Origin of the sequence: Larsenimonas suaedae (genome assembly GCF_023712105.1) — a bacterium.
GTDB classification, from domain to species: domain Bacteria; phylum Pseudomonadota; class Gammaproteobacteria; order Pseudomonadales; family Halomonadaceae; genus Larsenimonas; species Larsenimonas suaedae.
Genome location: NZ_JAMLJI010000005.1, coordinates 24,535 through 47,164 on the forward strand (window position 1 = coordinate 24,535; position 22,630 = coordinate 47,164).

The following is a 22,630-nucleotide window of genomic DNA, read 5'->3' on the forward strand; positions in this document are numbered from 1 at the left end:
TCATTGGAGTGAGAAATGGCAACTGTAAACCAGCTCGTGCGTAAGCCGCGCAAGCGCCCTGTCGCCAAAAGCGACGTGCCCGCGCTTCAGGCTTGCCCGCAAAAGCGTGGTGTTTGTACTCGTGTATACACCACGACCCCTAAAAAGCCGAACTCTGCACTGCGTAAAGTCTGCCGTGTACGTTTGACCAACGGCTATGAAGTTACTTCTTACATCGGCGGTGAAGGTCACAACCTTCAGGAACACTCTGTTGTTCTGATCCGCGGTGGTCGAGTTAAGGACTTGCCAGGTGTGCGTTATCACACTGTGCGCGGTGCGCTGGATACATCCGGTGTTCAAAATCGTAAGCAGGGCCGTTCCAAGTACGGTACCAAGCGTCCTAAATCCTAAATTCAATGCTGGTCTGATAAGAGTAAGGTCGGGCGAAGTTGTTCCGAGGTTACCTGAAGGACCCTTAAAAAAGAGGGCTTGTCATGCCTAGAAGGCGTATCGTTGCAAAGCGTGAGATCCTGCCTGATCCGAAGTTCGGAAGCACGCGTCTCGCCAAATTCATGAACCACCTGATGATCAGCGGCAAGAAATCCGCGGCCGAGCGCATCGTCTATGGTGCGCTGGATCGCGTCGCCGAACGCTCCAATGAGGCGCCGCTGGACATGTTTGAAAAGGCACTTGAGACCATTCAGCCCATGGTTGAGGTTAAGTCTCGTCGTGTTGGTGGTGCGACCTATCAGGTGCCCGTCGAAGTTCGTCCTTCGCGTCGTAGTGCGTTGGCAATGCGCTGGATGGTTGATGCGGCACGTAATCGTGGCGAGAAAACCATGGTTCAGCGACTGGCTGGCGAAATTCTGGACGCGGCAGAAGGTAAAGGTGCCGCTGTTAAGAAGCGTGAAGACGTCCATCGCATGGCAGAAGCCAACAAGGCTTTCTCCCACTACCGCTTCTAAACCATAGGATTAGCTATCGTGCCACGTAAGACTCCACTTAAGCGTTACCGGAATATTGGTATCGTTGCACACGTCGACGCTGGTAAGACCACCACTACCGAGCGTGTCCTGTTTTATACCGGTCTGTCCCATAAGGTTGGCGAGGTCCACGAAGGGGCAGCCACCATGGACTGGATGGAGCAGGAGCAAGAGCGCGGTATTACCATTACATCGGCTGCAACTACCTGCTTCTGGCAGGGTATGAACAAGCAGTTTGATGAACACCGCATCAACATCATCGATACACCTGGACACGTTGACTTCACGATCGAAGTTGAGCGTTCACTGCGTGTTCTCGATGGTGCGGTCGTTGTGCTTTGCGGTTCCTCCGGCGTTCAGCCGCAGACGGAAACCGTATGGCGCCAGGCCAACAAATACGAAGTTCCGCGTATGGTCTTCGTCAACAAGATGGACCGCGCTGGCGCTGACTTCTTTATGGTCGTCGATCAGCTCAAGGAACGTCTTGGCGCGAACACAGTGCCTATCCAGATCAACTGGGGCGCTGAGGACGGCTTCAAGGGCGTTATCGATCTTATCCAGATGAAGGCGATTCTCTGGGATGAGGCGAACTTCGGCATGAATTACGACCTCGTCGATATTCCGGCAGAGCTTCAAGAGACTGCTGAGAAGTATCGTGAAGAGATGGTCGAAGCGGCTGCCGAAGCCTCTGAAGAATTGATGGACAAGTACCTTGAAGAAGGCGAGCTTTCCATCGAAGAAATCAAGGCAGGTCTGCGCCGCCGTACGCTCGAGAACGAAATCGTTCTGGTTACCTGTGGTAGTGCCTTTAAGAACAAGGGCGTGCAGGCGGTACTTGACGGTGTTATCGAGTACATGCCGTCTCCCACAGAAGTTAAGGCGATCGAGGGTGAGCTCGACGACAAAGATGGCACTATCGCTACGCGTGAAGCGGATGATAGTGCACCGTTCTCTGCGTTGGCGTTCAAGATCGCAACCGACCCGTTCGTTGGTACTTTGACCTTCATGCGTGTTTATTCGGGCGTACTCAAGTCCGGTGACAGCGTGTTCAACTCGGTCAAGGGCAAGAAAGAGCGCGTTGGTCGTATCGTTCAGATGCACTCCAACTCTCGTGAAGAGATCAAGGAAGTGTATGCAGGCGATATCGCGGCGTGCATTGGCCTTAAAGATGTAACCACCGGTGATACTCTGTGCGACCTGAATGACAAGATCATTCTTGAACGTATGGAATTCCCGGATCCGGTTATCTCGGTTGCGGTTGAGCCGAAGTCCAAACCGGACCAGGAAAAGATGGGCGTCGCACTCGGTAAGCTGGCTCAGGAAGATCCGTCTTTCCGTGTTAAAACCGATGAAGAAACCGGTCAGACCATCATTTCCGGTATGGGTGAGCTTCACCTGGATATTATCGTTGACCGCATGCGTCGCGAGTTCAAGGTCGATGCGAACATCGGTAAGCCGCAGGTTGCTTATCGTGAAACCATCCGTACCAAGGTCGAGCAGGAAGGCAAGTTTGTTCGTCAGTCAGGTGGTCGTGGTCAGTTCGGTCATGTCTTCCTTCGTATTGAGCCCCTTACGGCTGAAGACAAGGGCGAAGACGAAGAGCTGAGCTTCAAGTTCGCCTCTGAGATCGTTGGTGGCGTCGTGCCGAAAGAGTACGTGCCTGCCGTCGAGAAAGGTGCATACGAGCAGCTTCAAAACGGTGTCATTGCCGGTTATCCGATGATTGACGTCAAGGTTACGCTGTTCGATGGTTCCTACCACGACGTGGACTCCAACGAAAACGCCTTTAAGGTTGCCTCGTCCATGGCGATCAAAGAAGGCGCTCGCAAGGCTGGGGCGGTACTTCTCGAGCCTGTCATGCGGGTTGAAGTTGTTACCCCTGAAGAGTTCATGGGTGATGTTATGGGCGACCTCAACCGTCGCCGTGGCTTGGTACAGGGTATGGATGATTCTTCCTCAGGCAAGATCATTCGTGCAACGGTACCGCTGGGTGAGATGTTCGGTTACGCAACTGATCTGCGCTCACAAACCCAGGGCCGCGCAAGCTACTCCATGGAGTTTGCGAAATACGATGAGGCGCCCTCAAGCATCGTGGATGCCGTCATTAACCAAAACGGATGACCGTTAGTTAAGTTAAAGAGGTTATAGCAGTGGCTAAGGAAAAATTTGAACGTTCCAAACCGCACGTAAACGTCGGTACCATCGGTCATGTTGACCACGGTAAAACCACGTTGACTGCGGCACTTACTCGCGTATCTGCCGAAGTTTTCGGCGGCGACTGGCGTGAGTTCAATACCATCGATAACGCTCCGGAAGAGCGTGAGCGTGGTATCACTATCGCGACTGCGCACGTTGAGTACCAGTCCGAAGTGCGTCACTACGCACACGTTGACTGCCCGGGACACGCTGACTACGTCAAGAACATGATCACTGGTGCTGCTCAGATGGACGGCGCTATCCTGGTCTGTTCTGCAGCTGACGGCCCCATGCCGCAGACTCGTGAGCACATCCTGCTGTCTCGTCAGGTTGGCGTTCCGTTCATCGTTGTCTTCCTTAACAAGGCGGACATGGTCGATGACGAAGAGCTGCTCGAGCTGGTCGAAATGGAAGTACGTGAACTCCTCAACGAGTACGACTTCCCGGGCGATGACACGCCGATCATCATCGGTTCTGCTCTGATGGCGCTTGAAGGCAAGGACGACAACGGCATGGGTACTACTGCCGTTGCCAACCTGATCAAGGCGCTGGATGAGTACATTCCGGAACCTGAGCGTGCCATCGATCAGCCGTTCCTGATGCCGATTGAAGACGTCTTCTCAATCTCTGGTCGTGGTACTGTTGTTACTGGCCGTGTTGAGCGTGGTCTGGTCAAGACTGGCGACGAAGTTGAAGTTGTTGGTCTGCACGACACCACCAAGACCACCGTTACCGGTGTTGAAATGTTCCGTAAACTGCTCGACGAAGGTCGTGCGGGTGAGAACATCGGCGCGCTTCTGCGTGGCACCAAGCGTGACGACGTCGAGCGTGGTCAGGTTCTGGCGAAAACCGGAACGATCAAGCCGCACACCAAGTTCGAATCCGAAGTCTACATCCTGTCCAAAGAAGAAGGCGGTCGTCACACTCCGTTCTTCAAGGGCTACCGTCCGCAGTTCTACTTCCGTACAACTGACGTAACCGGTACTTGTGAACTTCCGGAAGGCGTTGAGATGGTCATGCCGGGCGATAACGTCCAGATGGTCATTACTCTGATCGCACCGATCGCTATGGAAGACGGTCTGCGCTTCGCGATTCGTGAAGGCGGCCGTACCGTTGGCGCTGGTGTTGTTGCCAAGATCATTGAGTGATCCTATCGCTTGATGTTTAAAAGAAGGGGCTCGAAAGGGCCCCTTTGTCGTGCGTGTTTGACAGTTGAAGATGGTCTGCCTATAATGCGCATCCTTTAAATGCGTAGGCGGGCGGTCAACTTCAGCTGTCGGGCCGCCTTAATCCGTTGGAGTTTAGGGCTAATGCAGAACCAAAAAATCCGCATTCGGTTGAAAGCGTTCGACCACCGCCTGATTGATCAGTCCGCACAAGAAATCGTGGATACCGCGAAGCGTACTGGTGCACAGGTTCGTGGTCCAATTCCGCTGCCGACCAATCGCGAGCGTTACACCATCTTGGTTTCACCGCACGTCAACAAAGACGCGCGCGACCAGTATGAAATCCGCACGCACAAGCGCGTTCTAGATATCGTCGAGCCGACTGAGAAAACAGTTGATGCTTTGATGAAGCTGGATCTGGCTGCTGGTGTGGATGTTCAGATCAAGGTTGATTAATTAAATTACACTAGTCACTTCGGCTTAAAGCCGACGCGCCGAGATGGCGCCATACAATGTGCTAGTGGAATGCTCTGGAAAGGGCAGCCATAGCGGGTGATAGCCCCGTACACTATAGGAGACTGAGCATGACTATCGGTTTAGTCGGCAAGAAGAGCGGTATGACCCGTATCTTCACCGAAGACGGCACGTCCGTCCCCGTAACCGTAATCGAAGTCGAACCGAATCGCGTAACTGCCGTCAAGACACTTGAAGTCGATGGCTACCGCGCTATTCAGGTCACTTCCGGATCCCGCAAGGCCAAGCACCTTACTGCTTCCGTACGTGGTCAGTACGCGAAAGCGGGTGTTGAAGCTGGTCGGGCCCTCTCCGAGTTTCGTCTGTCTGAAGGTGATGAAGCACCTGAAGTCGGCGGTGAACTCACTGTATCCCTCTTCGAGGCCGGTCAAAAGATTGATGTGACTGGTACGTCCAAGGGTAAAGGATTTGCTGGCGCAGTTAAGCGCTGGAACTTCCGTACCCAGGACAATACTCACGGTAACTCCCTCGCTCACCGTGCACCTGGCTCCATTGGTCAGTGTCAGACCCCCGGTCGTGTCTTCAAAGGCAAGAAGATGGCGGGTCAGCTGGGTAATGTGCGCTCCACAGTGCAGGGTCTTGAAGTCGTGCGTGTAGACGCTGAACGCAACTTGCTGCTGGTTCGTGGCGCGGTACCTGGTGCTACCGGTAGCGACGTTGTCGTGCGCAGTGCTGTTAAAGCTCGCTGAGGGGTTATTTCCGATGAATTTGAATCTCACTGGTTCAGGCGCAGGGGAAGTTGAACTTTCCGATGCGACCTTTGGTAAAGAGTTCAATGAGTCGTTGGTGCATCAAGTAGTTACTGCCTATATGGCAGCAGCTCGCCAAGGAACTCGTGCTCAAAAGAATCGTAGTGACGTAAGCGGTGGTGGCAAGAAGCCGTGGCGTCAGAAGGGCACCGGCCGCGCTCGCGCGGGTACGATTCGCTCGCCGATCTGGCGCAGCGGTGGTGTGACCTTTGCTGCTCGTCCTCAGGACTTCTCGCAGAAGGTCAACCGTAAGATGTATCGCGCGGCAATGCGTTCGATCCTGTCCGAGCTGGTCCGTCAAGACCGCCTGGTCGCGGTTGAATCATTTGCGGTCGATTCGCCCAAGACCAAACAGTTGGTCGGTAAGCTTAAAGAACTTAACCTCGAAAAAGTTCTTATTGTTACCGAGGACGTTGATCAAAATCTGTTCCTTGCTGCTCGTAACGTGCCCAATGTCGATGTTGTTGACGTGGCCGCAGCTGACCCTGTCAGCCTGGTTGCGTTCGACAAGGTCCTGATGACAGTGCCGGCGCTGCGGAAGTTCGAGGAGAAGTTGGCATGAACCAAGAACGTATTTTTAAAGTCCTGCTCGGCCCACACATGACCGAGAAAGCGGCTTCAGTTGCTGAAAACAGCAATCAGTACGTGTTCAAAGTGGCCGCTGACGCGACCAAGCCTGAAATTAAAAAGGCCGTTGAATCTCTGTTTGAGACCAAGGTCGCAGGTGTTCAGGTTCTGAACATGAAAGGCAAGGTCAAGCGCAGCATTCGTGGTGAAGGTCGCCGTCAGGGGTATCGTAAAGCCTACGTCACCTTGGCGCAGGGCGAGACGCTCGACGACTTCACTGGCAACGAGTGAGGCAGGAGAACAGATCATGGCAGTAGTCAAGACAAAACCGACGTCTGCGGGCCGTCGTCACAAGGTCAAAATTGTTGACGAGACCGTCTATAAAGGACGTCCTTATGCGCCTCTGCTCGAAGCACAGCATCGCAGCGGCGGCCGAAACAACAACGGTCGTATCACTACACGTCACGTTGGTGGTGGTCATCGCCAGCACTATCGCTTGATCGATTTCAAGCGTAGCAAGGATGGTGTCGCAGCAACGGTCGAGCGTATCGAATACGATCCGAACCGTAGTGCCAACATTGCGCTGCTCAAGTACCTCGATGGCGAGCGTCGTTACATCATCGCTCCCAAAGGTGTTTCAGCAGGCGATCGCCTTGAATCCGGTGTTAATGCGCCGATCAAGCGGGGCAATACCTTGCCGCTTCGCAATATTCCTGTGGGCTCCACTATCCACTGCATCGAGCTCAAGCCTGGTAAGGGCGCTCAGATGGTGCGTAGTGCAGGTGCCAGTGCTCAGCTGGTAGCGCGCGAAGGTAACTACGCCACAATCCGCATGCGCTCTGGCGAAATGCGTCGTGTTCTTTCCGAATGTCGTGCCACGTTGGGCGAAGTCGGTAACTCAGAACACAGCCTGCGTCAGCTGGGTAAAGCTGGTGCCAAGCGTTGGAAAGGCGTTCGTCCTACCGTTCGCGGTGTCGCGATGAACCCGGTCGATCACCCGCATGGTGGTGGTGAAGGTCGCACAAGTGGCGGTCGTCATCCGGTTAGCCCGTGGGGTATGCCGACCAAGGGTCATAAGACGCGCAAAAACAAGCGTACTGACAAGCTTATTGTCCGTCGCCGCAAAGCCAAGTAACAGGATATTAAGGGGTAACGGCTGTGCCACGTTCATTGAAGAAAGGTCCTTTTATTGACCTTCATCTTTTGAAGAAGGTTGAGGCGGCTGTGGAAAAGAACGACCGTAAACCGATCAAGACTTGGTCGCGTCGTTCGATGATCCTTCCAAACATGGTTGGACTCACCATTGCCGTCCATAACGGTCGCCAGCATGTGCCGGTTTACATCTCTGAAGAGATGGTTGGTCACAAGCTCGGTGAATTTGCTGCCACCCGTACCTACCGCGGTCACGCGGCAGATAAGAAAGCCAAGCGGTAAGGAGCGAAGAAATGCAAGAAGTAGCTGCTACATTGCGCGGCGCTAGCCTCTCTGCTCAGAAGGCCCGTTTGGTTGCTGATCAGGTACGCGGAAAGCCGGTCGCAGAAGCGATTGAACTGCTGACCTTCTCACCAAAGAAAGCAGCGCATTTGGTGAAGAAAGTATTGCAGTCAGCGGTTGCTAACGCTGAAGAAAATAACGGCATGGACATCGATGAGCTGCGTGTTTCGACCATCTGCGTCGATGAGGGCATGACGCTCAAGCGCATCCGTCCGCGCGCCAAAGGCCGTGCAGACCGGATTCTGAAGCGCACTTGCCACATCACCGTCAAGGTAGCCGAGAAGTAGGAGTCGACCAGATGGGTCAGAAAGTAAATCCAATTGGCATTCGCCTCGGGATCGTTAAGGACCATACATCGGTCTGGTACGCCGAGGGCGGAGCCTACGCAGATAAGCTGAACAACGATCTCCAAGTCCGTCGTTTTCTTGAAGATCGTCTGAAAAACGCCTCTGTGAGCCGTATTCAAATTGAACGTCCGGCAAACAATGCGCGTATTACCGTTCACACTGCCCGTCCGGGTATCGTGATCGGCAAGAAGGGTGAGGACGTTGACCGTCTTCGTCGCGAACTGACTGAGATGATGGGCGTGCCAGTTCACGTTAACATCGAAGAAATTCGCAAGCCTGAACTCGATGCTGCTCTGGTTGCTCAGAACATCGCTGGTCAGCTCGAGCGTCGTGTCATGTTCCGTCGTGCCATGAAGCGCGCGGTACAGAATGCGATGCGCCTGGGTGCTAAAGGTATCAAGGTTCAGCTGTCAGGTCGTCTTGGTGGTGCCGAGATCGCTCGTACCGAGTGGTATCGCGAAGGACGCGTACCACTTCATACACTGCGTGCCGACATCGACTACGCGACGTATGAAGCCCACACCACGTATGGCGTCATTGGCGTCAAAGTGTGGATCTTCAAAGGCGAAATCCTTGGGGGTATCGAAGAAGTGCGTGCCAAGCAGAAACAGGCACAGCAACCTTCTGCACCCAAGAAGAAAGGTTCTAAGTAAGGGGGTAGTCGATGTTACAGCCCAAACGTACCAAGTTCCGTAAGCAGCAAAAAGGTCGCAACCGCGGCCTCGCGCATCGCGGTAGCGATGTAAGCTTCGGAGAGTTTGGTCTCAAGGCAACAGGTCGTGGTCGTATTACGGCGCGCCAGATCGAGGCGGGTCGACGCGCAATCACCCGTCACGTAAAGCGTGGTGGTAAAATCTGGATTCGCGTGTTCCCGGACAAGCCGATTTCCGAAAAGCCGCTTGAAGTTCGTATGGGTAAGGGTAAGGGCTCAGTAGAATACTGGGTTGCTCAGATCCAGCCGGGCAAGGTGCTTTACGAGATCGAAGGTGTCTCTGAATCGCTGGCTCGTGAAGCATTCACGCTGGCTGCTCAGAAAATGCCGGTATCCACCACCTTTGTTAAACGGACGGTGATGTGATGAAAGCTCAGGAACTTCGCGAAAAGTCAGTCGAGGCGCTTAAGGACCAGCTGCTGGAGCTTCTCCGCGAGCAGTTCAATCTGCGGATGCAAAAAAATACCGGTCAGCTGACCCAGGTTCATTTGCTAAAGCAGGTTCGTCGCGATATCGCTCGCGTCAAAACCACGCTCAACGAGAAGTCAGGTGATTGAGATGGCCGAAGAAACAAATGCACGTCGACTCACTGGCAAGGTGGTGAGCGACAAGATGGAGAAATCCATCGTTGTAATGATCGAGCGTCGTGAGCGTCATCCGATCTACGGAAAGTACATGAAACGCTCTACGAAGCTGCACGCCCACGACGAAACCAACCAGGCACGTCTTGGTGACACTGTTTCAATTGAAGAGTGTCGTCCGCTTTCCAAAAAGAAAGCGTGGACTCTGGTCGAAGTGGTGGAGCAGGCCAAGGGTTAATCCCGGCTGGCCTCTCCAGTGCAGACAGTTAGGTTTGGAGAAAACCAATGATTCAAACGCAAACAATGCTGGATGTCGCCGACAACAGCGGCGCTCGCAGGGTCCAGTGCATCAAGGTGCTTGGTGGATCTCATCGGCGCTATGCACGTGTAGGCGACATCATTAAAGTGACGGTCAAGGAAGCAATTCCGCGTGGCCGCGTTAAGAAAGGCCAGGTACTCAAGGCTGTGGTCGTTCGCACACGTAGTGGCGTTCGTCGTCCGGATGGCTCTTTGATTCGCTTCGATGGGAATGCGGCCGTTCTGCTGAACAATGCTAACGAGCAGCCCATCGGTACACGTATCTTTGGGCCAGTGACTCGTGAGCTTCGCAACGAGAAGTTCATGAAAATCATTTCCTTGGCGCCCGAAGTGCTGTAAGGAGCGAGGCGGAATATGCGCAAGATCAAACGTGACGACGAAGTAATCGTTATCGCCGGAAAGGACAAGGGCAAGCGCGGTACAGTAAAGCGTGTACTGCAAGACGGCCGGTTTGTTATCTCTGGTGTGAACATGGTGAAACGTCACACTAAGCCAAACCCGATGTTGGGTACTCAAGGGGGTATCGTCGAGCGCGAAGCTCCGATCCATGGTTCTAACGTTGCTATCTTCAATGCGGAGACTGGCAAGGCGGATCGGGTCGGCTTTTTGGTGCAAGATGACGGTACTAAGGTCCGTATCTTTAAGTCGACTCAAAAGCAGATCGACGCCTAAAGCGACTCGGGTGGCAATATGGCGAACTTGAAAGAACAGTACCAAAACGAAGTCAAAGCCAAACTGAAAGAAGAGTTTGGCTATGACAGCGTGATGCAGATTCCAAGCATCACTAAAATCACTCTCAATATGGGAGTGGGTGACGCGACCAGCGATAAGAAGTTGATCGAGAACGCCGCTGCGGATCTCGAGAAACTTTCCGGCCAGAAGCCGATCATCACCAAGGCACGTAAATCCGTCGCGGGCTTTAAAGTCCGTGAAGGTTGGCCCATCGGTGTGAAGGTAACCCTGCGCCGTGAACGCATGTGGGAATTCCTCGATCGTCTCGTGAACATCGCGATTCCGCGTGTTCGTGACTTCCGAGGCCTGAACCCCAAATCGTTCGATGGCCGTGGAAACTACTCCATGGGTGTTCGTGAGCAGATCATTTTCCCGGAGATCGAGTATGACAAGGTCGATCGGGTTCGTGGTCTGGACATCACGATCACAACCAGTGCTAACACCGACGACGAAGGTCGTGCGCTCCTTAGTGCACTGAACTTCCCGTTCAAGAAATAAGGTTGAGATCATGGCTAAAAAGAGCATGGTTGAGCGTGAACTGAAGCGCGCCAAACTGGTAGATAAATACGCTGCCAAGCGCGCTCAGCTCAAGGCCATCATCCAAGATGTCAATGCTTCTGATGAAGAGCGCTTCGACGCACAGCTTCAACTCCAGAAGCTGCCGCGTGATTCCAGCCCGGTGCGTCAGCGTAACCGCTGCCGCATTACCGGTCGTCCCCATGGCTACTACAACAAGTTCGGCCTTGGCCGTAACAAGCTTCGCGAAGCAGCCATGCGTGGTGACGTTCCTGGTCTGACCAAGTCCAGCTGGTAACCACGTTTATTAGGAGCGCACTACATGAGCATGCAAGACACTCTGGCGGATATGTTGACCCGTATCCGTAATGCGCAGGCCGCAACCAAGGAGACGGTTTCCATGCCGTCTTCCAAGCTCAAGGTTGAAGTGGCCCGTGTATTGAAAGAAGAAGGCTATATCACAGAAGCGGTTGTTGAAGGTGAACAGAAGCCGCAGCTGGTCGTTACGCTGAAATATTTCGAAGGCAAGCCTGTCATCGAGCATATCCAGCGTGTTTCCAAGCCCTCGTTGCGTATCTACAAGGGCAAGGACGAGCTACCTAACGTAGCTGACGGCCTCGGTGTAGCCATTGTCTCCACCTCCAATGGTGTTATGACTGACCGCGCAGCGCGTCAGGCCGGCGTTGGCGGTGAAGTGATCTGCACCGTATTCTAGGAGTGATAGATGTCCAGGATCGCAAAGTATCCCGTTACGCTGCCTAACGGTGTTGAGGTAAATCTCGACAATGATAAGTTGACCGTCAAAGGCAGCCAGGGTCAGCTTGAAACAGCAATTCACAACGACGTGATTGTTGCCAAGGAAGATGGTCAGTTGACCTTCAAGCCGAGCCCGTCCGCTAAGGGCTGGGCTATGGCCGGCACAGTTCGTGCTCTGGTCAACAACATGGTCGTCGGTGTATCCACTGGCTTCACCAAGACCCTTGAAATCAACGGTGTCGGTTATCGTGCCCAAGTCAATGGCAGCACGCTGAATCTGACGCTCGGGTTTTCCCATCCGGTTGAATATCAACTTCCGGAAGGTGTAACCGCCGAGACGCCGAAGAACACTGTTATCGTTCTGAAAAGTGCTGATAAACAGCGTCTGGGGCAGGTAGCGGCTGAAATCCGTGCTTTCCGTCCGCCGGAGCCGTACAAGGGCAAAGGTATTCGTTATGGCGACGAGCAAGTTCGCCGTAAAGAAGCCAAGAAGAAATAAGGCAGGGTTATGAACGCGAAGAAAGAATCTCGTCTCCGTCGTGCCCGCCGTACGCGTGCAAAGATTCGCGAGCTTGGTGTCAACCGCTTGTGTGTCAACCGCACGCCGCGTCATATGTACGCGCAGATCATTTCTGCGGACGGCGGTAAAGTACTCGTAAGCGCTTCCACTCTGGATAAATCCCTGCGTGGTGAGACCTCTGGAAACGTCGAAGCTGCTGCTAAAGTCGGTTCCCTGCTCGCAGAACGTGCGAAAGAAGCTGGGATCACTGACGTCGCCTTTGACCGTTCCGGTTTTCGTTTCCACGGTCGGGTCAAGGCGCTCGCAGACGCTGCCCGTGACGGCGGCTTGCAATTCTAAAGGGTTCTACGATGGCGAATAACGAACAGAAAGCGAACGGTGAACTGCAAGAGAAGCTCGTGCAGATCAACCGTGTCGCCAAGGTGGTCAAGGGTGGTCGGATCTTCGGCTTCACCGCACTGACTGTCGTTGGCGATGGCAAAGGCCGCATCGGCTTCGGTCGTGGTAAGGCGCGTGAAGTGCCGATCGCGATTCAAAAAGCCATGGACCAGGCGCACCGTAATATGGTCAAGGTCGAACTGAAGGGCCATACCCTTCAGTATCCGGTCAAGGCCAACCACGGCGCATCTAAGGTCTACATGCAGCCTGCTTCCGAGGGTACAGGTATTATCGCCGGTGGTGCGATGCGTTCTGTGCTCGAATTGGCTGGAGTCCACGACGTTCTGGCGAAGTGCTACGGGTCTACCAATCCGGTAAACGTAGTACGTGCAACGGTAAAAGGGCTTGCGTCCATGCGCTCGCCTGAAGACGTTGCTGCCAAGCGTGGCCTCTCCGTCGAAGCGATTACGGGGTAATCACCATGGCGACAATCAAAGTTAAGCAGGTTCGCAGCACGATTGGTGTTCTGGAAAAGCACAAGGCCACTGTACGTGGTCTTGGTCTGCGCCGCATCAATCATTCTGTCGAACTGGAAGACACCCCTGCCGTACGCGGTATGATCAACAAGGTAAATTACCTTGTACGTGTTGAGGGAGAGTAATCCATGAAACTGAATACACTTAGCCCGGCTCCGGGCTCCAAGCACGCTGCAAAGCGCGTTGGTCGTGGTATCGGTTCTGGCTTGGGTAAGACAGGCGGTCGCGGTCACAAGGGCTTGAAATCTCGCTCTGGTGGCAGCGTTAAGCCGGGCTTTGAAGGCGGTCAGATGCCGCTTCAGCGTCGTCTTCCCAAGTTCGGTTTTACGTCGCATAAAGCGCTCAAATCTCAGGAAGTTCGCCTTGCTGAGCTGGGCCTTGTCGATGGCGACGTGGCTGATCTGGAAAGCCTGAAAGCAGCAAATGTCCTGAAAGATGCTACGCAATTCGCGAAAGTCATCCTTTCCGGGGAACTGGATAAGGCAGTCACCGTGCGCGGACTCAAGGTCACCAAAGGTGCCCGAGCTGCAATCGAAGCTGCTGGCGGCAAGGTAGAGGACTAAATGGCCAAGTCAGGAAAAATGCCGGCGAACGCACAAAGTGGTCTTTCCGAGCTTTGGGCTCGTTTACGCTTCGTGTTTCTGGCTATCGTGGTTTACCGTATCGGTGCCCACATCCCGGTTCCCGGTATCAATCCTGACCAGCTTGCTGCCCTGTTTAGGGAAAACCAAGGCACCATCCTGAGTCTATTCAATATGTTCTCAGGTGGTGCCCTGGAGCGGATGAGTATCTTCGCGCTGGGTATCATGCCCTATATTTCCGCGTCGATTATCATGCAGTTGCTGACCGTCGTGTCGCCCCAGCTTGAGCAGTTGAAGAAAGAGGGGGAGGCTGGTCGCCGCAAGATCAGTCAGTACACCCGCTATGGCACGGTCATTCTTGCCCTGATTCAGTCGATCGGTATGGCAGTAGGTCTGGTCGGAAATGGAGTCGCCTACAGTGCCGATATCAGTTTTTACTTTACTGCTGTCGTCACATTTGTGGCAGGTGCCGTTTTTTTGATGTGGCTTGGTGAGCAAATCACCGAGAAGGGTATCGGCAATGGCATTTCATTGATCATCTTTGCAGGCATCGTTGCAGGGCTTCCAAGCGCGCTTGGTCAGTCTTTCGAACTTGCCCGTAACGATGGTGCATGGAATGTTCTTCCTATTCTCGCATTGGGCGTCCTTGCAATTGCAACGGTCGCGTTCGTTGTCTTCATCGAACGGGGTCAGCGCCGTATCAAGGTCAATTACCCAAGGCGTCAGGTAGGAAACAAGATGTATGCTGGGCAGAGCAGTTATCTGCCGATGAAGGTCAATATGGCGGGTGTTATCCCTCCGATCTTCGCATCCAGTATCCTTCTTTTCCCGGCATCGGTCGGCCAGTGGTTCGGTCAGACGCCTGGAATGGAATGGATGCAAACGGTGTCTCAGGCTCTTGGCCCAGGGCAGCCGCTTTACATCTTGCTTTTTGCAGTTGCCGTAGTATTCTTCTGCTTCTTTTATACAGCGCTCGTCTTCAACCCTAAAGACGTGGCTGATAACTTGAAGAAGTCCGGCGCCTTTTTGCCCGGCATTCGGCCAGGTGAGCAAACGACGCGTTATATCGATAAGGTTATGACGCGACTAACGCTTTTTGGCGCTTTGTATATCACGCTTGTTTCCTTGATGCCTCAGTTCCTGATGGTCGCATGGCAGGTGCCTTTCTATTTCGGAGGCACATCGCTACTGATCGTTGTCGTGGTGATCATGGACTTCATGGCTCAAGTGCAGTCCCATTTGATGTCGAATCAATATGAGTCGGTGATGAAAAAAGCCAATCTCAAGGGATATGGCAGTGGCGGCGTGATGCGCTGAGGCGCCCGCTAAGCAAACTGGAGTGAACGATGAAAGTTCGAGCCTCTGTTAAGAAGATTTGCCGAAATTGCAAGATCATTCGGCGTCGTGGTGCGGTTCGTGTTATTTGCACTGAACCTCGTCACAAGCAGCGTCAGGGTTAAGCCCTGACTCTGTTTCAGTAAAAAGGGTGCGGCATATATTCTGACTCTTGCCTGATGGCAGATGAGGGGATATACTGTCGCGCCTTTTTATAGTTATCAACCGAGCAAGCCGCTCAATAGTCGGAGAAAGCTGATGGCCCGTATTGCAGGCGTCAATATCCCGGACAACAAGCACGCGGCGATCTCGCTGACTTACATCTACGGGATCGGTCGGACTCGCGCACAGGAAATCTGTGTTGCTGTTGGCATCGAGCCGAGTGCAAAGGTGGGCGAACTGTCCGCTGAGCAACTCGACGAAGTGCGCAGCGAGGTCGGCAAGTATGTCGTAGAAGGTGACCTTCGCCGTGAAATCACGCTTAACATTAAGCGTCTCATGGACCTGGGTTGCTATCGAGGTCTGCGCCATCGCCGCAGTCTTCCGATGCGCGGACAGCGCACGAAGACGAACGCGCGTACCCGTAAAGGGCCGCGTAAACCGATTCGCAAATAACGCACGTTCCGGCGTTTGACATCAGGAAACATCAACATGGCTAACCCGCGTACTAATCGCAAAAAGGTTAAAAAGCAGGTTGTGGATGCCGTAGCGCATATCCACGCCTCTTTTAACAATACGATCGTTACGATCACAGACCGCCAGGGCAACGCCCTCTCCTGGGCCACTGCCGGTGGGTCGGGTTTTCGTGGTTCTCGTAAGAGCACCCCGTTCGCTGCCCAAGTTGCAAGCGAACGTGCAGCGACTGCTGCAGCCGAGTATGGTGTGAAAAACGTCGACGTGCTGGTCAAGGGCCCGGGCCCGGGCCGTGAGTCCGCCGTGCGCGCATTGAATGCCGCCGGTTTCCGCGTGCAAAGCATCACAGACGCGACACCCGTTCCCCACAACGGTTGCCGTCCGCCTAAAAAACGCCGCGTTTAAGGAGAAGGACTTATGGCACGTTATACAGGACCGAGTTGCAAACTTTCTCGCCGTGAAGGTACCGATCTCTTTCTGAAGAGTGGTGTTACCCCGTTCGAGAAGAAGTGCAAGTCCGAACAGCCCCCGGGCCAACATGGCCAGCGCCGTCAACGTCTTTCCGACTACGGCATGCAGCTTCGTGAGAAGCAAAAGGTTCGTCGTATGTACGGCGTACTCGAAAAACAGTTCCGCAACTACTACAAAGCGGCCGCTCGTCAAAAGGGCGCCACTGGTGAAGTTCTTCTTCAGCTGTTGGAAACCCGCTTGGATAACGTCGTCTACCGCATGGGCTTCGGAGCTACCCGTGCCGAAGCGCGTCAGCTGGTCAGCCACAAGGCGATCTCTGTAAACGGTAAGACCGTCAACGTGGCTTCCTACAAGGTTCGCCCTGGCGATGTCGTATCCGTTCGCGAGAAAGCCAAGAATCAGTCTCGTATCCAGAGTGCACTGCAAATCGCTGGCAACCGCGGTGATGTGGCTTGGATCGATGTGGACAGCAAGAAAATGGAAGGCTCCTTCAAGGCGCTTCCGGAACGTTCTGACCTGTCTGCCGACATCAACGAGAATCTGATCGTTGAGCTGTACTCCAAGTAATCCCCAAGCCGCAACGAAGAGTATCCGTTTGGCAGCCTTAAAGGTGTTCTTATGCAGCGTTCAGTGACAGAGTTTCTTCGCCCGCGCGATATCAAGGTCGAAGAAGTCAACGCCAACCACGCAAAAATCGTTCTCGAACCATTCGAGCGCGGATTTGGCCATACGTTGGGGAACGCATTGCGTCGTATCCTCTTGTCTTCCATGCCAGGTTGTGCGGTCGTGGAAGCCGAGATCGAAGGCGTCTTGCATGAGTACAGTGCAGTAGAAGGGGTGCAGGAGGATGTCATTGAGATCCTCCTGAACCTGAAGGATGTGGCGTTCAAGATGCACGGCCGTGATGAAGCGACCGTTACCTTGAGCAAGCAGGGCCCTGGCGTACTTACGGCGGGCGATATCGTGGTCGATCATGACCTCGAGATCGTTAACCCGGATCACGTCATTGCCCACCTGAACGACGGTGGTGAGCTCAAGATGCAGCTGCGCATTCAGCGTGGCCGTGGTTATGAGCCTGCCGACGTTCGTGCCCAGGACGACGACGAATCCCGTCCGATCGGTCGCTTGCAGCTTGACGCTACCTTCAGCCCCGTGCGTCGGGTTTCCTATTCCGTTGAGGCCGCTCGTGTCGAGCAGCGTACAGACCTTGATAAGCTTGTTATCGATCTGGAAACTGACGGCACGCTCGATCCGGAAGAAGCTATTCGTCGCAGCGCCACTATCTTGCAAGAACAGCTGGCAGCATTCGTTGACCTCGAAGCCGATAAGGAACAAGAGGTCGAAGAGGAAGAGGAGCAGATCGATCCGATCCTGCTTCGCCCTGTAGACGATCTCGAGTTGACCGTTCGCAGCGCCAACTGCCTCAAGGCCGAGAACATTTACTATATCGGTGATCTTATTCAGCGCTCCGAAGTTGAGCTGTTGAAGACGCCGAACCTCGGTAAAAAGTCCTTGAATGAAATTAAGGATGTACTTGAAGCACGTGGTCTGTCGCTCGGCATGCGGTTGGATAACTGGCCGCCCGCGAGTTTAAAAGACGATAAGGCCTCCGCCTAAACGGGTGACTCGAGTCCAAGACTGGTAAGGAATCACAACCATGCGTCATCGTAAGAGTGGTCGCCAACTAAATCGTAATAGCTCGCATCGAAGCGCCATGTTCAAGAACATGTGCGTTTCCCTGGTCGAGCACGAAGTGATCAAGACCACACTCCCCAAGGCTAAAGAGCTGCGTCGTCATATCGAGCCGCTGATCACTTTGGCCAAGAACGACAGCGTCGCCAACCGTCGCCTTGCTTTTGATCGCACGCGTTCAAAAGAAGCTGTAGGTAAGCTGTTCAACGAACTGGGTCCGCGTTACACCGCCCGTCCCGGCGGTTATGTTCGCGTACTCAAGTGCGGCTATCGTGCCGGCGACAACGCGCCTATGGCGTTTGTCGAGCTGGTCGATCGCCCCGTTGTTGAAAGCGACGACGAGTAATCGCTCGTGTTCGTTAGTGAAAACCGGCCTTAGGGCCGGTTTTTTTATGATCAAACCATTATAGGTGCGCGTCATCAGGCCGATATGGAGTAGGAATTCCTGACCCTGGCCTACTCTCTATGTCTTCCTGTGCCTCCGAGCAGTCGTGTCTGTGCCATCGGCCTCTTGGGTTCGACATCAGAATGGCATTTCAGCCCATCGTCGATCTTTCCAAAAGAGACATTCATGCCTATGAAGCGCTGGTTCGAGGCGTTAATGGCGAAGGCGCGCACAGTATTCTCTCTCGTGTTCAAAGCGATGATGTCTATCGATTCGATCAGGCCTGTCGCACTCAGTCGTTAAAACAGATTTCTGCACTTGAAAGTCACCATCCGGTGTCTATCAACTTCATGCCGAATGCTGTTTATGACCCCGAAACATGTCTGCGCTCGACCATTGCCATTGCCAAGAAGCTTCACTGGCCGCTTGAGAACATCATTTTTGAAATCACCGAAACTGAGCTGATTCCAAGGTTTGATCATCTCGCTGATATCGTGAATACGTATAGATCCCTCGGGTTGAAGGTAGCCTTGGATGATTTCGGTTCGGGCAGCTCGAATCTAGAAACTCTGGTACACGTAACGCCTGACTATTTGAAGTTGGATCGAGCACTCGTCGATGGTATCGGCAGTGATCGTCGCAAACAGAAAATTGCCAATGCCATGCTGGTGATGCTTGATGGCGAGGCAACGAAAATAGTGGCTGAAGGCGTAGAGACGGCGGGTGACGCTCAGTGGCTTTTTGACCACGGGATCACCCTCCAGCAGGGATATTTTTTTGCCCGCCCACAGCTCGACACATTGCCTCCGGTCAATTGGCCGAGCTGGAGCGTTAGATGATCAGTACCCGCGTTCGAGCAAGGGCTTCAGGAAATGCCCGGTGTGAGACGCCGTTTCCCTGCACACCTCTTCGGGTGTCCCTTCGGCGATAATTTGCCCGCCGCCAGAGCCGCCTTCCGGGCCGAGGTCGACCAGCCAATCGGCCGTTTTAATGACATCCAGGTTATGCTCGATCACGACTACGGTATTGCCTTGATCTCGTAGCTTATGCAGCACGGCCAGCAATTGACGGATGTCTTCGAAGTGAAGTCCTGTGGTTGGCTCATCGAGAATGTATAGGGTGCGTCCGGTATCCCGCTTGGCAAGTTCTCGAGCCAGTTTGGTGCGCTGGGCCTCGCCGCCGGAGAGCGTTGTCGCACTTTGACCCAGCTTGACATAGGAGAGTCCCACATCCATCAGCGTCTGAAGTCGCCGCGCGATGGCTGGTACCGGGCTGAAGAACTCGAGTGCCTCTTCAATGGTCATCTCGAGCACTTCGTGAATATTTTTGCCCTTGTAGTGGATGTCGAGCGTTTCGCGGTTATAACGCTTGCCCTTGCAGACATCGCAGGGCACATAGATATCCGGCAGGAAATGCATCTCGACCTTGATCATCCCCTCACCCTGACAGGCCTCGCAGCGCCCTCCCTTGACGTTGAACGAAAAACGCCCGGGTTTGTAGCCTCGTGATCGAGCCTCTTCCGTTCCGGCGAACAGCTCGCGAATCGGAGTGAAAATACCGGTGTAGGTGGCCGGGTTCGAGCGGGGAGTTCGTCCGATCGGGCTCTGATCGATATCGATGACCTTGTCGAGCTGATCCAGACCGTGAATCTTGAGGTAGGGGGCAGGTTTAAGGCTGGTTGCCTTATTAAGCTCACGGGCCGCGGTAGGCATCAAGGTGCCATTGATCAGCGTTGACTTGCCCGAGCCCGAGACGCCCGTGATGCATACGAACATGCCCAACGGCAGAGTAAGTGTGACGTTTTGAAGATTATTGCCCCGGGCGCCCTCAAGCACGAGCTGCTGTTCCGGGTGAGCCGGTTTTCGGGTTTTCGGAATCTCGATTTGACGAGTGCCTGACAGGTATTGCCCCGTCAGTGACGCCGTATCGGCTGCAATATGCTCAGGGGTGCCCTGGGAGACGACTTGGCCGCCATGTACGCCAGCGCCGGGGCCGATATCAAGGACGTGATCCGCAGCGCGTATGGCGTCTTCATCGTGTTCGACCACAATCACCGTATTGCCAAGATCTCTAAGGCGCTTGAGCGTCCCGAGCAGGCGATCATTATCACGCTGATGCAGGCCGATCGACGGTTCATCCAGGATATACATGACGCCAACCAGGCCGGCACCGATCTGACTGGCCAGTCGGATACGCTGCGCTTCGCCGCCTGAGAGGGTGTCGGCACTGCGCTCGAGCGTTAGATATTCGAGGCCGACGTTGACCAGAAACTGCAATCGACTGGTGATTTCGTTGAGAATCTTGAGCGCAATCTCGCCCTTGCGGCCCGGTAGTTCGAGGTTCTCAAAAAACGTATGGCTTTCGCCGATCGGGTCGCGGACCACATCAGGCAGTGCGCGCTCCGCAACGAATACGTTGCGCGATTCCTTTCTCAATCGGCTGCCATCGCAGCTGGGGCAGGGTTGTACCGACAGCAGTTTGGCCAGGTCATCGCGGACCATGTTGGAATCGGTCTCTCGGTACCGGCGTTCCATATTGGGCAAAATGCCCTCGAACGGGTGCTGGCGTTCGACCTTGCGGCCACGGTCGTTGACGTAGCTGAAGGAGATCGCCTCCTTGCCGCTGCCGTGCAGCACGATTTTCTGTATACGTGTATCAAGCGCCTGCCACGGCGTCTCAAGTTCAAAACCGTAGTGCTTGGCCACCGCTTCGAGCTGCGAAAAATAATAGATGCTGCGTCGGTCCCAGCCTTTGATCACTCCCTCGGCCAGGGAGAGTTCGGGCTGGCGGATCAATTTCTCCGGATCAAAGAACTGGTAGCTGCCAAGCCCTTCACAGCTTGGGCAGGCACCTGCCGGATTGTTGAACGAAAACATGCGGGGCTCGAGCTCGGCGATGGAGTAGCCACACATTGGGCAGGCGAACTTGGACGAAAACACCATATCGTCGTGCTCGCTGTCCATGAAATGCAGAAGTGCGCTGCCTTCTGAAAGCCCGAGGGCGGTTTCAAGCGACTCCGCAAGCCGCTGCTGGAGATCATTTCGAATCTTGAAGCGGTCAACGACGACGCTTATGTCATGCTTCTTGGTTTTCTCAAGCGTCGGAAAATCATCGAATTCGACAATCTGGCCATCGACCATCGCGCGAACGAACCCTTGTGCACGAAGCTCGGTGATCAACTGCTGATGTTCACCCTTGCGTCCACTGATGACCGGCGCCATCAGCATGGCCTTGGTACCTTCCGGCAGCGTCAGGATCTGGTCGACCATCTGGGATATGGTCTGAGCCTCAAGGTCGGTGCCGTGATCGGGGCAGCGGGGGGTGCCGGCGCGGGCATACAGAAGGCGCAGGTAGTCATAGATTTCGGTGATGGTGCCGACGGTCGAGCGTGGGTTGTGCGAGGTCGATTTCTGCTCGATGGAAATGGCCGGTGACAGACCTTCGATATGGTCGACGTCGGGTTTTTCCATCATGGACAGGAACTGGCGGGCATAGGTCGAGAGCGATTCAACGTAACGGCGTTGGCCTTCAGCGTAGAGCGTGTCGAAGGCAAGCGACGATTTGCCGGAACCGGACAGGCCGGTAATGACGATCAGTTTGTCTCGAGGCAGGTCTACGTCGATGTTTTTCAAGTTATGCGTGCGCGCGCCGCGCACAAAGATCTGATCCATATAACCCTACTCGGCCAGTATAAAAGTGCCAGTATAGGAGGCGGGCTCGTCGAGTCGCAAAGCATTCACACAATTGATTCGCAAGCGTCGGTCAGAGACCGTTGCTGTGTTACACTACAGGGTTTTAGACACTATCCAGCAATGAGTTCGGCACGTGTGATGCGTCGCTAACGAAGGGAGATCTTCATGGCTCGTGGTATTAACAAGGTAATTCTGATCGGAAATCTCGGGCAAGACCCTGAAGTTCGTTTTACGCCCTCAGGCACAGCGGTTGCCAACTTGAATCTGGCAACGTCTGACAGCTGGACGGACCGTCAAACCGGTCAGCGTCAGGATCGCACCGAATGGCATCGGGTTGTGCTGTTCAACAAGCTGGCGGAAGTGGCTCAGCAATACGTCAAAAAAGGCTCCAAGGTCTATATCGAGGGACGCCTGCAGACACGCAAGTGGCAGGATCAAAACGGTCAGGATCGCTACAGCACCGAGATCGTTGCCAATGACATGCAGATGCTCGATGGCCGTAGCGGTGGTGATCAGCCTCAGCAGGGCGGCAACTACAACCAGGGCCAGCAGAGCAATTACAACCAAGGCCAGCAGCAAAACTATGGCCAGGGCTCGCAAGGTGGGCAGCAGGGCGGCAACTACGGTCAGTCCAACAACTCAACCCGCCAGGCTCCGACTCAGCAGCAGAATCAGAACGCCAATGCGCCCCAGCCGGGTGGCTTTGACGATTTCGACGATGAGATCCCGTTCTGAGAGACGCGCGCTTGGCGTGTCATGAATTTCCGGTTAAAGAGC

At 54.3% G+C, this 22,630-nt stretch carries 35 protein-coding genes; 34 read left to right on the plus strand and 1 reads right to left on the minus strand.

Going from position 1 to position 22,630, the window contains the following annotated elements; genetic code table 11:
• Positions 1–15 precede the first annotated feature (15 nt).
• The 33 genes from rpsL to NAT49_RS14230 all read left to right on the plus strand — a co-directional run bounded on the left by rpsL (position 16) and on the right by NAT49_RS14230 (position 19,000).
• On the plus strand, positions 16–390 hold the full coding sequence (rpsL, locus tag NAT49_RS14070; RefSeq protein WP_251595308.1) for a 30S ribosomal protein S12: 375 nt from the start codon (positions 16–18) through the stop codon (positions 388–390).
• Positions 391–473: 83 nt separating this feature from the next.
• Entirely contained in the window at positions 474–944 is a 471-nt protein-coding gene (gene rpsG / locus NAT49_RS14075) for a 30S ribosomal protein S7 (protein WP_251595310.1), read from the plus strand.
• A gap of 18 nt (positions 945–962) precedes the next feature.
• Positions 963–3,083 (plus strand): elongation factor G, encoded by a 2,121-nt coding sequence (gene fusA / locus NAT49_RS14080; RefSeq protein ID WP_251595312.1) that lies wholly within the window; start codon positions 963–965, stop codon positions 3,081–3,083.
• Between the two features lie 29 nt (positions 3,084–3,112).
• Positions 3,113–4,306 carry an elongation factor Tu gene (tuf, locus tag NAT49_RS14085; RefSeq protein WP_251595314.1) on the plus strand — a complete coding sequence of 398 codons (1,194 nt, stop codon included), beginning with the start codon at positions 3,113–3,115 and terminating at the stop codon, positions 4,304–4,306.
• A gap of 162 nt (positions 4,307–4,468) precedes the next feature.
• The gene (gene rpsJ / locus NAT49_RS14090; RefSeq protein ID WP_251595316.1) at positions 4,469–4,780 is read left to right on the plus strand and encodes a 30S ribosomal protein S10; all 312 of its coding nucleotides are present in this window, start codon (positions 4,469–4,471) and stop codon (positions 4,778–4,780) included.
• Positions 4,781–4,908: 128 nt separating this feature from the next.
• Positions 4,909–5,547, plus strand: a complete 639-nt coding sequence (gene rplC / locus NAT49_RS14095) for a 50S ribosomal protein L3 (protein ID WP_251595318.1) — start codon at positions 4,909–4,911, stop codon at positions 5,545–5,547.
• A gap of 13 nt (positions 5,548–5,560) precedes the next feature.
• On the plus strand, positions 5,561–6,169 hold the full coding sequence (gene rplD, locus NAT49_RS14100; RefSeq protein ID WP_251595320.1) for a 50S ribosomal protein L4: 609 nt from the start codon (positions 5,561–5,563) through the stop codon (positions 6,167–6,169).
• Positions 6,166–6,465 (plus strand): 50S ribosomal protein L23, encoded by a 300-nt coding sequence (gene rplW / locus NAT49_RS14105; RefSeq protein WP_251595322.1) that lies wholly within the window; start codon positions 6,166–6,168, stop codon positions 6,463–6,465. The genes rplD and rplW overlap by 4 nt, the downstream gene beginning before the upstream one ends.
• A gap of 16 nt (positions 6,466–6,481) precedes the next feature.
• Positions 6,482–7,309: a 50S ribosomal protein L2 gene (gene rplB, locus NAT49_RS14110; RefSeq protein ID WP_251595324.1), complete on the plus strand. Its 828-nt coding sequence runs from the start codon at positions 6,482–6,484 to the stop codon at positions 7,307–7,309.
• Between the two features lie 23 nt (positions 7,310–7,332).
• Positions 7,333–7,608, plus strand: a complete 276-nt coding sequence (gene rpsS, locus NAT49_RS14115) for a 30S ribosomal protein S19 (protein ID WP_251595326.1) — start codon at positions 7,333–7,335, stop codon at positions 7,606–7,608.
• Positions 7,609–7,619: 11 nt separating this feature from the next.
• The gene (rplV, locus tag NAT49_RS14120; protein ID WP_251595328.1) at positions 7,620–7,955 is read left to right on the plus strand and encodes a 50S ribosomal protein L22; all 336 of its coding nucleotides are present in this window, start codon (positions 7,620–7,622) and stop codon (positions 7,953–7,955) included.
• Between the two features lie 11 nt (positions 7,956–7,966).
• Positions 7,967–8,668 (plus strand): 30S ribosomal protein S3, encoded by a 702-nt coding sequence (rpsC, locus tag NAT49_RS14125; protein WP_251595330.1) that lies wholly within the window; start codon positions 7,967–7,969, stop codon positions 8,666–8,668.
• A gap of 11 nt (positions 8,669–8,679) precedes the next feature.
• Positions 8,680–9,093: a 50S ribosomal protein L16 gene (gene rplP, locus NAT49_RS14130; RefSeq protein WP_251595332.1), complete on the plus strand. Its 414-nt coding sequence runs from the start codon at positions 8,680–8,682 to the stop codon at positions 9,091–9,093.
• Positions 9,093–9,284 carry a 50S ribosomal protein L29 gene (gene rpmC / locus NAT49_RS14135; RefSeq protein ID WP_251595334.1) on the plus strand — a complete coding sequence of 64 codons (192 nt, stop codon included), beginning with the start codon at positions 9,093–9,095 and terminating at the stop codon, positions 9,282–9,284. Before rplP ends, rpmC begins: the two co-directional genes overlap by 1 nt.
• Position 9,285: 1 nt before the next feature.
• Positions 9,286–9,546, plus strand: a complete 261-nt coding sequence (rpsQ, locus tag NAT49_RS14140; protein ID WP_251595337.1) for a 30S ribosomal protein S17 — start codon at positions 9,286–9,288, stop codon at positions 9,544–9,546.
• A gap of 47 nt (positions 9,547–9,593) precedes the next feature.
• Positions 9,594–9,965 carry a 50S ribosomal protein L14 gene (gene rplN, locus NAT49_RS14145; protein WP_251595339.1) on the plus strand — a complete coding sequence of 124 codons (372 nt, stop codon included), beginning with the start codon at positions 9,594–9,596 and terminating at the stop codon, positions 9,963–9,965.
• Positions 9,966–9,980: 15 nt separating this feature from the next.
• A complete protein-coding gene (rplX, locus tag NAT49_RS14150) occupies positions 9,981–10,298 on the plus strand; it encodes a 50S ribosomal protein L24 (protein ID WP_251595341.1) in 318 nt (105 codons plus the stop codon).
• An 18-nt stretch (positions 10,299–10,316) separates the two neighbouring features.
• On the plus strand, positions 10,317–10,856 hold the full coding sequence (gene rplE / locus NAT49_RS14155; protein WP_251595343.1) for a 50S ribosomal protein L5: 540 nt from the start codon (positions 10,317–10,319) through the stop codon (positions 10,854–10,856).
• 10 nt (positions 10,857–10,866) lie between these two features.
• Positions 10,867–11,172, plus strand: a complete 306-nt coding sequence (rpsN, locus tag NAT49_RS14160; protein WP_251595345.1) for a 30S ribosomal protein S14 — start codon at positions 10,867–10,869, stop codon at positions 11,170–11,172.
• Positions 11,173–11,196: 24 nt separating this feature from the next.
• The gene (rpsH, locus tag NAT49_RS14165; RefSeq protein ID WP_251595347.1) at positions 11,197–11,589 is read left to right on the plus strand and encodes a 30S ribosomal protein S8; all 393 of its coding nucleotides are present in this window, start codon (positions 11,197–11,199) and stop codon (positions 11,587–11,589) included.
• Positions 11,590–11,598: 9 nt separating this feature from the next.
• Complete coding sequence (gene rplF / locus NAT49_RS14170; RefSeq protein WP_251595349.1) at positions 11,599–12,129, plus strand: 50S ribosomal protein L6; 531 nt, start codon at positions 11,599–11,601, stop codon at positions 12,127–12,129.
• Between the two features lie 9 nt (positions 12,130–12,138).
• Positions 12,139–12,489, plus strand: a complete 351-nt coding sequence (gene rplR, locus NAT49_RS14175; protein ID WP_251595351.1) for a 50S ribosomal protein L18 — start codon at positions 12,139–12,141, stop codon at positions 12,487–12,489.
• A gap of 11 nt (positions 12,490–12,500) precedes the next feature.
• Positions 12,501–13,004 carry a 30S ribosomal protein S5 gene (rpsE, locus tag NAT49_RS14180; RefSeq protein ID WP_251595353.1) on the plus strand — a complete coding sequence of 168 codons (504 nt, stop codon included), beginning with the start codon at positions 12,501–12,503 and terminating at the stop codon, positions 13,002–13,004.
• Between the two features lie 5 nt (positions 13,005–13,009).
• Entirely contained in the window at positions 13,010–13,189 is a 180-nt protein-coding gene (gene rpmD, locus NAT49_RS14185) for a 50S ribosomal protein L30 (protein WP_251595355.1), read from the plus strand.
• Positions 13,190–13,192: 3 nt separating this feature from the next.
• Complete coding sequence (gene rplO, locus NAT49_RS14190) at positions 13,193–13,627, plus strand: 50S ribosomal protein L15 (RefSeq protein WP_251595357.1); 435 nt, start codon at positions 13,193–13,195, stop codon at positions 13,625–13,627.
• Positions 13,628–14,962: a preprotein translocase subunit SecY gene (secY, locus tag NAT49_RS14195; protein WP_251595359.1), complete on the plus strand. Its 1,335-nt coding sequence runs from the start codon at positions 13,628–13,630 to the stop codon at positions 14,960–14,962.
• Positions 14,963–14,991: 29 nt separating this feature from the next.
• Positions 14,992–15,105 (plus strand): 50S ribosomal protein L36, encoded by a 114-nt coding sequence (rpmJ, locus tag NAT49_RS14200; RefSeq protein WP_077373351.1) that lies wholly within the window; start codon positions 14,992–14,994, stop codon positions 15,103–15,105.
• Between the two features lie 133 nt (positions 15,106–15,238).
• Positions 15,239–15,595, plus strand: a complete 357-nt coding sequence (gene rpsM / locus NAT49_RS14205; RefSeq protein WP_251595361.1) for a 30S ribosomal protein S13 — start codon at positions 15,239–15,241, stop codon at positions 15,593–15,595.
• 36 nt (positions 15,596–15,631) lie between these two features.
• Entirely contained in the window at positions 15,632–16,018 is a 387-nt protein-coding gene (gene rpsK, locus NAT49_RS14210) for a 30S ribosomal protein S11 (protein WP_251595363.1), read from the plus strand.
• Positions 16,019–16,030: 12 nt separating this feature from the next.
• On the plus strand, positions 16,031–16,651 hold the full coding sequence (gene rpsD, locus NAT49_RS14215) for a 30S ribosomal protein S4 (RefSeq protein ID WP_251595365.1): 621 nt from the start codon (positions 16,031–16,033) through the stop codon (positions 16,649–16,651).
• Between the two features lie 51 nt (positions 16,652–16,702).
• Positions 16,703–17,701 carry a DNA-directed RNA polymerase subunit alpha gene (locus NAT49_RS14220; protein WP_251595367.1) on the plus strand — a complete coding sequence of 333 codons (999 nt, stop codon included), beginning with the start codon at positions 16,703–16,705 and terminating at the stop codon, positions 17,699–17,701.
• Positions 17,702–17,741: 40 nt separating this feature from the next.
• Entirely contained in the window at positions 17,742–18,122 is a 381-nt protein-coding gene (gene rplQ / locus NAT49_RS14225) for a 50S ribosomal protein L17 (RefSeq protein WP_251595369.1), read from the plus strand.
• A 182-nt stretch (positions 18,123–18,304) separates the two neighbouring features.
• The gene (locus NAT49_RS14230; protein WP_251595371.1) at positions 18,305–19,000 is read left to right on the plus strand and encodes an EAL domain-containing protein; all 696 of its coding nucleotides are present in this window, start codon (positions 18,305–18,307) and stop codon (positions 18,998–19,000) included.
• Here the strand turns inward: NAT49_RS14230 and uvrA are convergent, their stop codons facing one another.
• Entirely contained in the window at positions 19,001–21,832 is a 2,832-nt protein-coding gene (uvrA, locus tag NAT49_RS14235) for an excinuclease ABC subunit UvrA (protein WP_251595373.1), read from the minus strand.
• A gap of 186 nt (positions 21,833–22,018) precedes the next feature.
• On the opposite strand from uvrA, the gene ssb reads away from it, so the two are divergent.
• Positions 22,019–22,588 (plus strand): single-stranded DNA-binding protein, encoded by a 570-nt coding sequence (ssb, locus tag NAT49_RS14240; RefSeq protein WP_251595375.1) that lies wholly within the window; start codon positions 22,019–22,021, stop codon positions 22,586–22,588.
• Positions 22,589–22,630: the final 42 nt, after the last annotated feature.